Raw genomic sequence first — 15,040 nt, 5'->3', positions numbered from 1 at the left:
ACTCTTTCAAATCGGGGCAATCTCAGAAGGTAGAGTTCTCGATCCAATAGAGTGTGCCCACGTAAACTCGCATAGGCAAATATGTGGAATTGACCCTCGTTGTCTTGAAAAACGGCAGAGGAATCGAGGGTCAATTCCACATATTTGCTGATAAGTGGCAATTTTTTAAATTCCACTTATCATCTAGAAAGACGCCTATCTGGCAGTTCTCGATCCGTCCCGCCGTGCCACTGTACTGCCGTTGCACTCCTACCGATTTGTCACCCCTTTTGAGAAAGCCTGTCTCATCAATCACCAGCACTGCATTGGGATCTGCAAGTGTCTCCCAAATGTATGTGCGCAATGCATCTCGCACCCCATCACAATCCCACTTGGCTCGGTCTAAGAGGGGCTGGATCGCATAGGGGGTAACTTCTCCTACCTCCTCGGCCACTTGCCATCCATTTTTTCTTTCTGCGGAACTCATCAATCCCTGCACATAGGTCAGTGCCCGCTGATGGGTCTCTCGTCGTGCAAAATAATGCCTGATCTGCGAACTGAGTTCTTTGAAAGCTCTTGTCCACGCTTCTTCAGGAGAGGAAGATACATTCACGGAAGAAAAAGGAAGAGGCATACAAGATTCTCCTTGCGTTCTCATTTTCTGGCTCATATGAGAACTCCCTAAAACAATACAGGTGACAAAAAAGGACGAAAGCATCACCATACAAGAAGCGAGCCGGTCCCGATAAAACCGGCTCGCTTCCGCTTCCAACGAATCGGTGCTCACTGGTGACTGATGATCACTTTTCCGAAAGGCTGAGCTTCTTCGTAGTAACGGTAGGCTGCTTTTGCGTCCTCAAAAGGAAACACGCGGTCAATGACTGGCCTAAGCCGACCCTGGGCGATGGTGCGGTTCATGGCGCTCAATTGGGCGCGACTCCCGCCGAAGATGGGCCACAGCGTGACAAGACCGAAGAAAAAGGTTCCGATATCAATGGTTGATACGTCACTGGGAAGCCATCCAACCAGGACAACCTGTCCCGACACTGCGGTCGCCTTGATCGACTGCTCAAGCGTGCCAGGGTTGGTGGACTCAACGACGAGATCGACACCTCGTCCACTCGTCAGTTCACGCACCGTTTCATGCCAGTTGGGCGTCGTGTGGTAATGAACTACCTTGTCTGCTCCGAGAACGTGAAGCCGTTGGGCTTTTTCCTCGCTCGACGTGGTTGCAAGAACGCGCGCACCGAGGTGCTTGGCAAACTGAAGCGCGAGGAGGGAAACACTCCCCGACCCCAAGATCAGCATGGTTTCGCCAGCTTGGAGCGGTCGGGCACCTGTCAGCGCATTCCAGGCAGTGACGCCAGCAGTGGGTAGGGCCGCAGCTGATATTGTCAACTTGTTCATAGAAGCGATGTGTATTGCTGAGTTAGAAGGCGGAAAAAAGCTGGAGAGCAAGAAATGACAGGGGCGAATGGTGATTATGCCGCTTGCTTTCCCCTGGTTATCTCGTTCCATACCCGAAAGCGGTTCTGTAGAAGAGCACGGTATTCCCCGGCACGCAAGCGGTGACGTCGCGGTTGAAAATGCCCTGAAATGGGACCAAAGGCAGAGAGAAAACGTTGAGTCTGTTTGGCTGATTTGAAGCGCCTCATTTTCTTCTCGCGCAGGCGCGTCGGTTGGTGCGAATTTTCGGCTCGATTGTTGAGTCCTTTGTGCTGCCGATGCTCCACTCCAGGTAGGATCTCGCGTTTCGCCGCTGCATAGCTCTTCAACTTATCGGTGATGATCACGCGTGGAACGTATTGGAGCCCTTTGAGAAGTTTGCGGAAAAACCTTTTTGCTGCTTGCTTGTTGCGGCGGCTCTGGACCAGGATATCGAGCACATTGCCATCTTGATCGACCGCTCGCCACAGGTAATGCTTCTTGCCTCTGATTGTAAGGAAAACTTCGTCCATATGCCACTTGTCCCCACAGCGAGGGCGACGACGGCGCAGTTCATTGGCGTAGATCTGCCCAAACTTCAAACACCATTGCCGCACGGTTTCATACGTCACCACGATCCCTCGCTACGCCAAAAGTTCCTCAACATCACGATAACTGAGCGAGAAACGAAAATACAACCATACCGCATGGCTGATGATTTCAGGCGGGAAACGGAAACCCTTGTAATCGGGGACGAGGTTCTTTGTTTTCATGAAGGTATTTTAATATATTGTTCAGCTCTATTGCCAAGTTGACAATACCTTCCTAATGCACGAAAGGCTCTGTTTTATTCCTTCTTTTCCCGTTTTATTCCCGACTTTGCAACAGCCCTGGGTGATCATGTGATCAGATTTCAACCACTCAAGCCTGAGTTGGTAATATAATATTTAACACGGCAAAATCTGTTACTTTAGGCGTTTATGAGATAAAAACAGAGGTAGGTATTTTCCATGAATATAGTAGGTTTGATCCTTGCTTTAGCAGCGGGTGTTTCTTTCCTGGCGGGGGTGATTCAGGCGCTCGCGGCCTTGACCACCCTGGATTTACAACAGCGAAAAAAGCTACGGCCCTCCATAATCGTATGTATTCTTTTCACAATCGCTTTTATAGCCGCGTCATATTACTCACAGTCTCTCACCTCAAATACAGGATCGGCGTCCTCTTCATCTCCTACTGTTACATCTACCCAGCCAACCTCAGCTACCACACCTGGCACCAGTGTTACAAAGCAGGCATCGCCAGCGGCCCCGTTGTCATACACATACTCAGCATCGTTGCCTGGCTCTCTCTGTGATACCAATGGTGGCAAATGGACACCACAAGCTCTGGATGGAGTGACCTGTCCCACACAAGCAGGCACAGAGTTAATAATCAACACGGGTGGAACACATGGGTATCTCTACCTCCAACTTCCAAACAATAAACCGTTCGTCTCAAACAACAAAATAAGCGTTACAGGTACACTTGGAGGTGTCAATTCCGGCTATCAGACGAAATGTGTAGGCCTCGCCGAGAAAAGCGCAGACAGTGGATATGCAGTGGAGTACTGCAATACTGGCCAATGGTTCATCTATTCGCTGGCAGGAGGTGGGAGCATAATTCAGCCGCCACTCGCCAAAAACGTCACGAATGCCCTGACCTCTGCTACTATCGCCATGACTATTGACGCAACGACGCTCACATTTTCAGTAAATAATGCTCTCATAGACACGCTCAGCATCTCTCCTCTACAACCTACTGATGCCGCGATAGTCTATAACTGTGTTGGATATGGTGCTAACCAGACTATCGGTGGTAACTACCTGCTGGTGGATAACTTCAGCTACATGACGCCTCCTCGCTAGTAAGCGACAAGGCTTCTATTGAGCATCTAGCTCTGAAGCATAGAAGAGGGTAGGCTAAGTCCTAGCGAAAACGGTAACTGTTCAGAAGGGTCATGAAAAAGCGGGGAGAACGGGATTGCCCGCCAGCGTCTGCTCCAGTGCAGAAAGTAGCTTCATTCCTTGCTTGCGCAACGTGGAAAGATAACTGCGAATGCGACAAAACATGGCGATCCCCTCTTCGGTGCGAAAGCTCCCGGAGACCTTTTGCTGGGATGTGTCAGAACTGAGAATCAAGTAGACGATATGGCATGTTGAATCCATTCAACCGATGCTTTTAGGCTACCAGATCCATGGCTTTCAAGGCATCCAATCGTTGGCAGAAGAGACGACGCTGGTCAGCAAGAGCAACGTGTTGGTTCATGGTGGCACGATACCGGAAGAACTGACGTACCTCGTCAAACGCCCAGCAGAAGCGTGATGCCGACGCGAAGCTTCCAAAACCACGCATCGGGTAGTACCGCTGTTTGATACCACGGTGGTCTTGCTCCAATCGATTGTTGAGATACGGATTACAGCGGTGAATGACGCTCATGCCAAGCGTTTCACGAATGGCACGCGGATAGGAATTATGGCCATCGGTTGTTACGCGTTGTGGAACGTCACCAATGACCTCGACGGCTTGCTGGAAAAAGCGCTTAGCCGCCTCCATGTCTCGCTTCTCGCTCAGCATTGAGTCAACCAAGTTGCCATCCCGATCGATGGCGCGATACAGATAACACCACGTCCCATGTACTTTGACATACGTTTCATCCACATACCAGGATCGTCCTGCTTGTCCGCGTCGTTTGGCTCGCAGTTGCTTTGCAATCAGCGGAGCGAACCGCGCTTCCCAATCTCGAACGGCTTCATGGGTGAACACAAAACCTCGTTCAAGAAATATCTCAGCCAAATCCCGCAAGCTCAGCTTGTAGCGCAGTCGCCACAGCACAACGAGCAGGATAAGATCAGTGGGATATTCCAAAAAGTTGAAAGGGGTACCAGTACGCTCATTGAAGATACGATGGCACCCTCGGCAACGGAACGTCCGATAGCCCAGCGTGGTTTTCTTGTTCTGTTCCTTGGTGGTCACTGACAAGCAGTACGGGCAATCCATGGGGCACGCCTCCTGAAACTCTGTGTGAGATGATCAGTCTATCACATCTTGGAGGAACGCTGCTTGGGGTCTTATTCTCAGTTCTGACACATCCGTGCAGGCGCATCAGACGATAGATCCCGTCGTTTCGGCGAATATGGCAGGTGTGCTCAGGAATGTAATCAGCGGAAAAAGGTTGGGCAAGGAAGGCTTCCAGGGAAGGTCGATCGACCGCATACACCGCATCAAGCCATCCGTGGCCGGAAGCGTCGCGCTCCCGCTGGCCGGTAAAGGAAAGCCAACTGGGACTGATGTCGTCCATCTTGCCGGCTGAGGAGAGAATCCAAAAGAGATCCGCCGACCCGTGCATCACCGCCAGAAAGCGATCAGTGCATATGGTTGGTTGTTGCGGTGATGGCGCCCTGTTCTCAGGATCAGGATCGGGAGCATGAGAGCGAGACAAGACTATTCCTCCTCTCTAGACAAGACCTTCTCAAGATACCCCTCTCACTGAATGCATGTGCTTCTGAAACTCGTGCAAGAGAGTCTCTCTGGTGACCTTGAAGATTGCTGTCAAACCCCATCTTTTTAACTGGTACTCATCTCTCTTACGTTTAGTATACCTAAGTTTCGCCCAAATTGACGACAGTCCAGCGAGCCAGTGCAGAGCTTGCAAAAAGCAGAGCGATACTCCATAGCTAATGAAGGAACAAAGGAGCTTTCATTAGAAAAAGGAGTATCACCATGAACGAGTCTATCACAACAACAACGAACCATTTCACTGGATGCGCCATCCTGGCCGCCATAGGAGCCAAATTGCAGCAATTGGATGTCTTGAGCCCGATCCGCAAGAGAGTGCAGATCAGGCAGAAAACCATCAAGCATACGCCTCTCGACAAGCTGATGGATGCGTTTATCAGTCTGTTGGCTGGAGCCCATGGACTGGTAGAAATCAACAGTCGGCTGCGAGCCGATCCGGGCTTGCAACGAGCCTTCGGTCGAACCTCTTGTGCTGAGCAGTCGGTGGTGCAAGAGACGCTTTCTGCCTGTGCTGAGGAAAATGTCCTTCAGTTGCATCAGGCGCTCGATGAGATCTACCGCGCTCAGAGCCAAGGCTTTCATCATGACTATCAGGCCGCTTTTCAACTCTTGGACGTGGACCTGACGGGCATGCCTTGTGGACCAAAAGCGGCGTTTGCCACGCGCGGCTATTTTGCAGGACTCTATCATCGCCGAGGGCGGCAATTGGGTCGTGTGCTGGCGACCCAGTATGAAGAAGTCGTGGTCGATCAGCTTTTTGCAGGCAATGTCCAACTGATCAAGGCTCTGCAACCGCTGGTAGAGACTGCTGAGACGACCTTGCAATTGGACGATGCCAAACGCAGACGGACCATTATCCGTGTCGATGCAGGTGCGGGAACCGAGGACGACCTCAATTGGCTGCTCTCCCGAGGCTACGAGGTCATGGCGAAAGAATACTCGGGACGACGTATCACGCGACTGTCTCAAACGGTCAAGGAATGGGTCCAGGACCCCACCTGGTCGGAACGTTCCTTTGGCTGGGTGAGCGAGGAAGCCGCTGGCTACGTCCGTCCCATGCGACGTATTGCGGTACGCTGTCGCAGAAGAGATGGCACATTTGCTTATGGCATTCTGATGTGTTCGCTCTCGATTGAGCAGGTTCTTCCCCTTCTGGGATGGGAGGCATCGCAAGCAGCTGATCCCACGGCGGTGCTCTTGGCCTATGTGACCTTTTATGATCAGCGTGGTGGAGGCATCGAAACCTCCTTCAAGGGTGATAAACAGGGATTGGGACTGACGAAACGCAATAAGAAGCGCTTTGAGGCGCAGTACATGCTGGCGCTGCTCGGCTCACTGGCTCACAACGTGGTGGTCTGGGCACGTCGCTGGCTGAACAGCCCAAAAATCCATCGTTATGGCATCTTGCGTATGGTGCGTGATGTCTTTCATGTCAGCGGTTTGCTCCGTTTCAATGCGTTGCATCAGGTGGTTGAGATCGAGCTCAATCAGGACGCTCCCCTGGCTCACTCACTCCTCTATCCCTTGCAGGAGCTGCTTGCTCCCTTCCAGATTGTTGTTATTTTGGGCGAAACTTAGGTAGTATAAGAGCCGAGAAGAGATTCTTCAAAGTCAAGAGCATAGGTGGAAAAGTGGGTAGTGTTGCAAAAAATTTTGAGCTGAGAAAACGGAGCAAGTAATTACGGCATAAAAATCATTGCCGCAGAGAAAAGGTGAGTGTTCTACATCTTTTTCTCGTGGACTCTGCTTATATACACTCTTGATTTGCTGAGCTTTAATTTTTTGCAACACTACCCCTCCTCCTTCACTTCTCAGCCTGAGCAATCACCATCAACCCTTTTCACCAGGATTGTGCCAAAAACCGAATAATTGCTGGGATGTACAGCAATGTATCATTGCCAACTCGTGTCATCATATAGATAAGAGAGGTTTTCGAACGTGGAAAAATGCGGGATGGAAAGGAAAGAAGAATATGGCAATGAGCGAAAGCGACGTGGTCAAGAGCGTCAGAGAGGCTCCGATCAATTATCCGCTGCTCAAACTGATCCATCATGAATTCGGCAATGGGCTGGCCGTGCTTTCCGGATATCGGCGCCTGTTACAGCGCGCGATCTCAGCACGGGTTCAAGAAGCTTTCCCCCCAACACGGGAGGTCTGGCAAGATCGAAATGAGTGCTGCTTAGGCTATTTGCGGACGATGCAAGATCGGGAAATGCGCTTGAATGATCTACTGGTTCAACTGCGCGAGCTCTCGCCTAGAGCAACAGATGAGCCGCTCTGTCAGAACTTTGTCTGGATCGATCTCGTGTCCTTACTCGGACCGGTCATCGAGCAACGCGCTCCACTCTGTCCCGATGGTGTCTTGCAAGTGAGCATGCCTGCTCAGTCGCTTTTTATCATGTGTGATCCTTTCTGGCTGCAGGTGCTTTTTGAACATGTCCTCCTCAACTATCTATTCGTAAGGCAAGCTGATATTCTGCCTGCCGAGATCCATCTTGAACCCTTTCTAAATCCCATGGGTCGGGAAGCGAAAATAACGCTTCGCATCAGAAGCGATCTGCCAAGTCTTGCCCTCGGAAGAGAAGGGGAGTTTGAAGCGCAGATACGGGGAGTTGAAGAGGGCGAGGCGGAAGCTTGTCTTGCGCTGTGTCATGAGATTTTGCACGAACATGGGGGACGGATCTGGAGTGAGCAAGAAGGGAGTCTGTCTCTTGCCTTGCCACTAGCGGAAGAGAGAGAGGATATGTTGTAAATCCCAACATTCTGGGACGCACTTGCATTGCAGATGGTGTGGAGAGTGTAAATTCCAACAGTATTCGGAACTGTCCCAATTTTGGTGAAAACTCATCAGTATCAACGATTTTTTGTACCTTGCTGTATCTTTGGGGGGAAATGGAGATATTTCCCAACACAAGAAGAGTGATAACAAGGAGGTGACGTGCTCCAGAAAGCTTCTAGGAAAAGAGGCTTTCTGGATGAGGTTTCAGAACTGCGAGGATGAGATGTGGTTGGCCCAAGCAAGAAAGACAGAAGAGCCGATGACTTGGAGCGCAGGAAGAAACTGACTGGTCTTTTTGAGAAGCGCTTCACCATCAACCCCTGCCCCCTGCCACTCTTCTTTGAATGTTGTTACCACAGGGCTTGTGAATTATTGCTGAGAGCAGGAGACTCCAAGATCTGCTACGATAGACATTCCAAACCGATCTATCGAGAAGAAGGAGCCTCCGATGTCTTATTCTACTGCATTGTCACTGACCTTGCCTTCACTGACGAGTGATGCTCGCCACCAGTTATTGGAAAAGCAACCATTGCTGAGTTTGTACGAAGTGTTTGCCACCATCCCAGATCCCCGTTCCAAGCATGGATTGCGCTATGAATTGGCGTACGTGCTGACCTGCCTGGTAGCGGGCTTCCTCTGCAATTGTGACTCGACCCTGGCAGTTGCAGAGTGGTGTCGTGATCAACGTCTTCTGCTCATCCGACTCTTCGGACCACGTCGCTTCCTGTGCCCCAGTGATTCACTCTACCGCAAACTCCTCCCGCGCCTGGATGCCGAACAGATCGAGTGCGCCCTGGCGGACTGGATACGTCGGACTCTGCAAGCCACCCTCGATGATCCCATTGCCTTAGATGGCAAGACGGTTCGTGGGGGAAGATCGGACAAACATTCTGCTCCCCATCTGCTCTCCTTTCGCACACATCACAGCCAGGAAACACTGCTGCAAGTTGCCGTTTCCGAGAAGACGAATGAAATCCCAGTCGCACAGGCCCTCTTGCCCTGCTTGCCTGTCGATGGACGCGTCTTCACCGCAGACGCTTTGCACACGCAGAAGGATTTCATGAGGTGCGTGGATGCCTTGGGTGGCAAAACCGTTCTCACCGTCAAAAACAATCAGCCGACCCTCTACGCAGATCTCACCGCCTATTTCGCCGATCCACATGCTTCTTTTGCGCAAGACTCCACGCTTGATCAGCATCGAGGACGGATTGAAAAGCGTTCTATCCGTGTGAGCACCGAAATGAATTCCTACCTGGCTGACTGGCCACTCATCGAGCAAGTGGCCGAACTGACACGAACCGTCACGGTTCGCAAAACGGGAAAAACCAGCCACGAAGTGGTCTATCTCATCACGCCTTTGACTGCTCTTGAGGCCAGCCCCCAGCGCTTACTTGCATTAGTACGGGGACACTGGAGTATCGAGAACTCCTCCCATTATGTCCGCGATATGACCTTTGGTGAGGATCGTTCTCGCTTGCGCTCTGGGCAGGCATCTCAGATCCTGGCAACGTTCCGCAATTTGGCGATCACCCTTATTCATCGTCAAGGGTCTTCTCAGATTGCTGCGACCAGACGCCACTTTGCTTCTCATCCTCATCTTGCTTTTCGCTTCTTGCTTCCCAGGAGCGTCGCTCAGCAATAATTCACAAGCCCTGCACACAATAATGAGAGCAGTTGACTACCTAACGCTTCATAGATGAGGATGTACCCTCGGGCAATTCGTCTGCGCTCTACCTGAAACTCATTGCTCTGCTGGATACGCCTCCTGATGCGCCGATCTTTCTAGATCAGAGAGCCATGATCCAGTATGTTAATACAAGAGCCGCCACCATGCTTGGGACAAGCATGCACGAACTGCCTGGCAAGCTGTTTGGCAGTGTGCGCCCCGCTCGAAGGATTCCCTACAAAGATGCGCAGGGGACGATTCTGCACTGGATTTCACATGTACAGACATCGATGTTTAAAGCGGGCCGAACAGACTGAAGAGGCCCTGCGCCAGAGCCAGGAACGGGCGCGCACACTGATAAACTCAACGAGTATCGGGATCACCATTGGCGAAGACGATGTGATTGTGGAGGCCAATATGCCTTTTTACGCATGACCAGCTATCCCCGGGAAGATCTCTGTCAACGAAAGATCAATTGGATGCAGATGACCCCTCCAGAATACAAAGCCTATACCGAGCAGGCACATGAGGGACTCGCACGGCCCTACTCGATGACCCCTTGTACTCGATAATTCTGCCCACAAAGAGAAGGTAGGTCGACAACCACCATACAACAATACAGCTCGATGTCAGAGGCGAAAAACCTCTTCACCGAGACACGGGCCATATGAAAGGGATGGAGACAGTATGATGTTCAACCCACAAAGCAGCGAGTCAAGCATGCTCACATCGCGTGAAACGCTCCTCAGCACGCTTGAGACGCTTCCTGATGCGTTGTTTATCGTCGATGACGCCACAACGATTGTGTATGCCAATGCGAGCGCGCAGACCATGCTAGGCGCATCACGAGAGCAATTCCTGGGGAACCCCTTCTGGCGTGGTGTTCCACAACTCGTGAGCCCCTCACTCTATCAGGCAGTGCTCAAGACCAGGCAGACCCAAGAGCCGACCGAAGTGGAGTATTGGTCTCCCATAACCCAGACCAGGCTGCACGTGCAGCTCACTCCGACCATGGGGGGGCTCACCTTGCAGTTCCACGAAGTGAGAGCACTAGCCCGACGCCAGGAGATGGTTCCCCTCAGCGAACATCTCTACGCTGATATCCTGGAGACTATCTCTGACCGGCTTGTGATCTTGACCCCTGATGGGATGGTCCTGGCCATCAGTCAGCGCCCCTTAGAGGACGCACACCTCCGGCGAGAGGAAGTGGTCGGTAAACCGTTCACCGAAACTCCCTGGTGGTCGTATGCTCCACCTGTCCAGCAGCAATTACGCGCAGCGATTGAACAAGCCAGTCGGAGAGAAATCGTGCACTTTGAGACCAGGATACGCCCACAAGAGGGGTGGTATCTGGATCTTGCGGTGACGATGACCCCGCATCTGAATGCTGACAGACAGGTCGAGTACCTCATCTATACCGGGCTGGATATCACCGCGCGCAAACGAGCCGAAGAAGGACTCCGTGTCCTGATCGGTACCATTCCCCAATTCGTCTGGATGATGCGCCCCGATGGCTCGTGTGAATACACTAACCAACGCTGGTGTGACTATACCAATATGACTTCTGAACAAGCTCAAGGGGATGGTTGGCTCCAGGCCATCCACCCCGATGACCAACAACGTGTCCTGGAGAGGTGGCAGTGTGCCGTCCAGACCGGCAGGCCCTATGAAGCGGAACAGCGCCTGCGCCATGGCACGACCGGGGAGTATCGCTGGTTCCTTGTTAGAGGAGTGCCACACAGGGATGATCAGGGGACGATCCTGAAATGGTTTGGCACCAACACCGACATTGACGAGCAGAAACAGGCTGAACAGAGAATCAAAGCCAGTGAGGAGAACTGGCGAGTGCTGGCTGAAACGGTGCCACAGTTGGTGTGGACAGCACGGCCAGATGGAGCTTTAGAGTACTGGAATCAACGGTGGTATGCCTATACTGGTTCCTCCCCTGAACAAGCATTGGGCTCTGGATGGAGCCAGTTCTTGCACCCTGACGATTATGAGCACACCCTGACGATCTGGCATCATGCGCTCGCAGTGGGAGAACCCTATGAGATTGAATATCGTCTCAAGGAGGGCCAAACGGGCGCGTATCGCTGGTTCTTAGCTCGCGGCATGCCGATGCGCGATGCAGGCGGTCACATCCTCAAGTGGTTTGGCACCTGCACCGACATTCACGACAAAAAGCAAGTCGAGGACGAAATCCGTGTCCTGGTTGATGCCATCCCCCAATTCGTCTGGATGGCACGCCCCGATGGCTCTGCTGAATACGCGAACCAACGCTGGCGTGACTATACCAACATGACCGCCGAACAAGCTCAAGGGGATGGCTGGCTCCATACCATCCACCCCGATGACCAACAACGCATTCTGGAGGTGTGGCAGAGCGCCGTCCAGGCAGGCAGGCCCTATGAAGCGGAACTGCGCCTGCGCAATGGAACCACCGGAGACTATCGGTGGTTCCTTGCCAGAGGAGTGCCGTTCAAAGATGCGCAGGGCACGATCCTGAAATGGTTTGGCACCAACACTGACATCGATGAGCAGAAACAGGCTGAACAGAGAATCAAAGCCAGTGAGGAGAACTGGCGAGTGCTGGCTGAAACGGTGCCACAGTTGGTGTGGACAGCACGGCCAGATGGAGCTTTAGAGTACTGGAATCAACGGTGGTATGCCTATAGTGGTTCCTCCCTCGCACAAGCATTGGGTCATAGATGGAGCCAGTTTTTACACCCTGACGATTCTCAGCGCACCCTGAAGATCTGGCATCATGCGCTCGCAACGGGTGAACCCTATGAGATCGAATATCGCCTCAAGGATGGCCAAACGGGCGCGTATCGGTGGTTCTTAACTCGTGGGGTGCCGGTGCGCGATGAAGCAGGCCAGATCGTCAAGTGGTTCGGCACCGGCACCGACATCGACGATCAGAAGCGCATCGAGGAAACCTTATGCCAGAGTCAGGAGCGCGCGAGCGTCCTGATGAACTCCAGCATTATCGGGATCATTGTCGCCGAAGGAGAGCAGATTGTGGACGCCAACGACTCCTTTCTGCACATGACTGGCTACACTCGTGAGGACCTACGCGAAGGGCGCATCAACTGGATGCAGATGACTCCTCCAGAAAATCTGGCTCAGTCCCTGCAGGCCCATCAGGAACTGGCCACCCGGCAGTCGATGACGCCCTACGAAAAAGAGTACATCTGTAAAGATGGCAGTCGTCTTCCCGTGCTCGTGGGGGGGGGTTGTCTTACAGCATCACTCACGCCAGGATATCGTCTTTGTGCTGGATAACTCCGCGCGCAAGGAACTGGAACAACGCAAGGATGCCTTTATTAGCATGGCCAGCCATGAACTGAGGAACCCCCTCACCGCTTTGAAACTGCACACTACCTTGCTGCACCGGCAACTGACGAAGCAAGGCCTCCAGGCTTCGGCGCTTTCCAGCATGCAAACCCAGATCAACAAACTCACCCGGCTGGTGGAAGACTTGCTGGATGTCTCCAAAATCCAGGCGGGCAAGCTCGAGTATCGGCAGGAATCGGTGGATCTCGATGCTTTGCTGCGGGAGATCGTCGACACCATGCAGCAAACGCATCCCAGCCATACCATCCTGGTGCGGGGTACCGTGCAAGCCATCCTGCTTGGGGATCGAGACCGGCTGGGACAGGTCTTCACCAACCTGCTCAGCAATGCCATCAAGTATTCTCCCAGCGCAGAGACCGTCGAGATGGATCTCTCCGCCTCCGAAGAGACGGTCACGATCCGTGTGCAGGATCATGGCCTGGGCATCCCACGCGAGCAGCGCGACAAGATTTTTGACCGCTTCTATCGGGTCACCAATCTCAAGCAGAAGGCGATCCCCGGTCTGGGCATGGGGTTATACATTGTCGCGGAGATTGTGAAACACCAGGGGGGAACGATCACCGTCGAAAGCGAACCAGGAAAAGGATCGACCTTTCGGGTGACGCTTCCCCGCCAAAGAACATGAGGAACGCACATGGAGACTTCCCAATACCAGGTATACAACGAGGGTGGCGTTGTCAAGAGTATTCTCATTGTCGAAGATGATCCCGTGCTTGGGAACCTGCTGCTGGAAACGTTCCAGGAGGAGACGACCTATCAAGGCTATCTTACTTCAAGTGGCGAGAGAGCGCTGATGATGCTTTCAACCATCACGCCTGCGTTGTTTCTGCTCGATTACCATCTCCCCGGGATGAATGGGCTGGAACTCGCCGACCACCTGCGGCGCCGAGAAGGGGGGAAGCCGAGGTTCAGAGAGGAGCCGCTCAGGTTTTTCCCTTTCTGAGTAGATCCTGAGCAGAATCATTTTGACGCAATGCGTGTGTAACAGAAAAACACGCAGTCTTTTCAGATCGCTACAGGTTCAAACGCCCTGTCACCTTGCGTACGTCCGCAAGACCAGATAGGATGATAGGGAAGCTTTACGAGAGAGTGACGAAATCATCCCAACAGCTCCGGTATTGAGGGGAAAGGAGTAGACTGTTATGACCACCAATCTTCGGCTCGATGACCAGTTCCCCGATTTTGAACTGCCGAATCACCAGAACGAGCCCATGCGACTCTCCCACTTCACCAAGCCCAGTTTCCTCGACACCCACCTGGGGTTCCAGGACGGGTATCCGCTGATCCTGGTCTTCTTTCGCGGGTTCTTCTGCCCGCGTGACCAGCAGCAGATGCGGCAACTCGTGGAGTTCCAACGCGAACTGGCGGTGAATTATGGCAAGCTCGTGGCGGTAAGCGCGGATCCACCGCTCGTGCAGGCCGCGTTCCGAGCGGGCCTGGGGGCGCAGTGGACGTTCTTGTCGGATGAACAGCGGGTCGTCATCAAACAGATCAACATTCTCGACGAGACGGAAGGCGAGTATGCCTATCGTGCGCAGCCGTACACGTTTGTGCTGCGGCCAGACTTGCGCATCCACACCATCTATAATGGCTGGTACTTCGTGGGCCGCCCCACGACTGAAGAGCTGCGACGGGATCTGCGCGCGATCATGGAAACCCGTTCCGATTATCGCTACGAGGCGTATGACACGCCAGAGGTGCGGCGGATTCGCATTCCCCAGCAGGAGTGGCTCAAGGGAAGTCCTGCATTGGGGGAGAACGGCTTGCCGATAGCCCAAGGAGTCGTCCGCTGGTTTGACCCCAACGCGGGGATCGGTATCATCGTGAGAGAAGAAGCAGGCGAGGAGATCTTCTTCCACTTCACGGCGCTTCCTGGACAGGGCTACCGCACGATCAGAGCCGGCGTTCCAGTGCAATTCGAAATTGTCGAGGGGAGGGCCGGCCTGGCCGCACGGAATATTCAGCAAATCAATCTATGAGGAGGTGCTTCTTTCATCTAGCGCGCTCGTTCCTTTTTTCACGCCCATTCGACTTCACATTCCCCTCTCTCGCGGTCCTTCTCCGCTCGTGAGATAGCCCAGGCTGCATTCACGAGGCCGATGTGACTGAAGGCCTGCGGAAAATTACCCAGCAATTCGCCGCTGGCCAGATCTACCTCCTCAGCGAGCAAGCCAACGTCATTGGCAGAGGCAATCGCCCGCTCGAAGTACGCCTCCAAAATCTGGATGTGTCAGAACTGAGAACACAGAAGATCACATGGCGTGCTCAATCCTCCAGCC

General features: G+C 53.0%; 13 protein-coding genes and 3 pseudogenes. 10 read left to right on the top strand and 6 right to left on the bottom strand.

The window, feature by feature from the left end; translation table 11 throughout:
• Positions 1-184 precede the first annotated feature (184 nt).
• The 3 genes and pseudogenes from KRAC_RS63510 to KRAC_RS41050 form a co-directional block, all read right to left on the bottom strand.
• A pseudogene (locus KRAC_RS63510) lies at positions 185-613 on the bottom strand (IS701 family transposase); the annotation flags it as partial.
• A 149-nt stretch (positions 614-762) separates the two neighbouring features.
• Complete coding sequence (locus KRAC_RS41055) at positions 763-1,386, bottom strand: zinc-dependent alcohol dehydrogenase family protein (RefSeq protein ID WP_244422458.1); 624 nt, start codon at positions 1,384-1,386, stop codon at positions 763-765.
• Between the two features lie 74 nt (positions 1,387-1,460).
• Positions 1,461-2,177, bottom strand: a pseudogene (locus KRAC_RS41050) (IS6 family transposase).
• A 237-nt stretch (positions 2,178-2,414) separates the two neighbouring features.
• Between KRAC_RS41050 and KRAC_RS72430 the strand changes: the two are divergent.
• Positions 2,415-3,308, top strand: a complete 894-nt coding sequence (locus KRAC_RS72430) for a hypothetical protein (RefSeq protein ID WP_007917562.1) — start codon at positions 2,415-2,417, stop codon at positions 3,306-3,308.
• A gap of 90 nt (positions 3,309-3,398) precedes the next feature.
• Here the strand turns inward: KRAC_RS72430 and KRAC_RS41035 are convergent, their stop codons facing one another.
• Together KRAC_RS41035 and KRAC_RS41030 are read right to left on the bottom strand one after the other, a co-directional pair.
• Positions 3,399-3,608, bottom strand: coding sequence for a hypothetical protein (locus tag KRAC_RS41035; RefSeq protein ID WP_052568993.1), 210 nt, complete (start codon positions 3,606-3,608; stop codon positions 3,399-3,401).
• Positions 3,609-3,621: 13 nt separating this feature from the next.
• Positions 3,622-4,440 (bottom strand): IS6 family transposase, encoded by an 819-nt coding sequence (locus KRAC_RS41030; RefSeq protein ID WP_007917560.1) that lies wholly within the window; start codon positions 4,438-4,440, stop codon positions 3,622-3,624.
• A 723-nt stretch (positions 4,441-5,163) separates the two neighbouring features.
• Between KRAC_RS41030 and KRAC_RS41025 the strand changes: the two genes are divergently transcribed.
• The 9 genes from KRAC_RS41025 to KRAC_RS40995 all read left to right on the top strand — a co-directional run bounded on the left by KRAC_RS41025 (position 5,164) and on the right by KRAC_RS40995 (position 14,740).
• The gene (locus KRAC_RS41025; RefSeq protein ID WP_007909494.1) at positions 5,164-6,537 is read left to right on the top strand and encodes a transposase; all 1,374 of its coding nucleotides are present in this window, start codon (positions 5,164-5,166) and stop codon (positions 6,535-6,537) included.
• A gap of 400 nt (positions 6,538-6,937) precedes the next feature.
• On the top strand, positions 6,938-7,711 hold the full coding sequence (locus tag KRAC_RS41020; protein WP_211221398.1) for a hypothetical protein: 774 nt from the start codon (positions 6,938-6,940) through the stop codon (positions 7,709-7,711).
• A 475-nt stretch (positions 7,712-8,186) separates the two neighbouring features.
• On the top strand, positions 8,187-9,380 hold the full coding sequence (locus tag KRAC_RS41015; protein WP_007917554.1) for an ISAs1 family transposase: 1,194 nt from the start codon (positions 8,187-8,189) through the stop codon (positions 9,378-9,380).
• Between the two features lie 50 nt (positions 9,381-9,430).
• Complete coding sequence (locus KRAC_RS80090; protein ID WP_157507772.1) at positions 9,431-9,721, top strand: PAS domain-containing protein; 291 nt, start codon at positions 9,431-9,433, stop codon at positions 9,719-9,721.
• On the top strand, positions 9,681-9,839 hold the full coding sequence (locus tag KRAC_RS72420) for a hypothetical protein (protein ID WP_157507643.1): 159 nt from the start codon (positions 9,681-9,683) through the stop codon (positions 9,837-9,839). The genes KRAC_RS80090 and KRAC_RS72420 overlap by 41 nt, the downstream gene beginning before the upstream one ends.
• Positions 9,840-10,091: 252 nt before the next feature.
• Positions 10,092-12,689, top strand: coding sequence for a PAS domain S-box protein (locus KRAC_RS41010; protein ID WP_007917552.1), 2,598 nt, complete (start codon positions 10,092-10,094; stop codon positions 12,687-12,689).
• Positions 12,679-13,386 (top strand): sensor histidine kinase, encoded by a 708-nt coding sequence (locus tag KRAC_RS80085; protein ID WP_052568991.1) that lies wholly within the window; start codon positions 12,679-12,681, stop codon positions 13,384-13,386. The genes KRAC_RS41010 and KRAC_RS80085 overlap by 11 nt, the downstream gene beginning before the upstream one ends.
• Positions 13,387-13,395: 9 nt before the next feature.
• Positions 13,396-13,704, top strand: a complete 309-nt coding sequence (locus tag KRAC_RS63505) for a response regulator (protein ID WP_007917550.1) — start codon at positions 13,396-13,398, stop codon at positions 13,702-13,704.
• 199 nt (positions 13,705-13,903) lie between these two features.
• Complete coding sequence (locus KRAC_RS40995; protein WP_007917548.1) at positions 13,904-14,740, top strand: cold shock domain-containing protein; 837 nt, start codon at positions 13,904-13,906, stop codon at positions 14,738-14,740.
• 38 nt (positions 14,741-14,778) lie between these two features.
• On the opposite strand, the pseudogene KRAC_RS80080 reads toward KRAC_RS40995, so the two are convergent.
• Positions 14,779-14,967, bottom strand: a pseudogene (locus KRAC_RS80080) (glycoside hydrolase family 15 protein); the annotation flags it as partial.
• Positions 14,968-15,040: the final 73 nt, after the last annotated feature.

The organism is Ktedonobacter racemifer DSM 44963 (assembly GCF_000178855.1).
Lineage (GTDB): Bacteria > Chloroflexota > Ktedonobacteria > Ktedonobacterales > Ktedonobacteraceae > Ktedonobacter > Ktedonobacter racemifer.
Note: the sequence above shows the minus strand (reverse complement) of the source record. Positions and strands in the feature narration are given on the sequence as shown.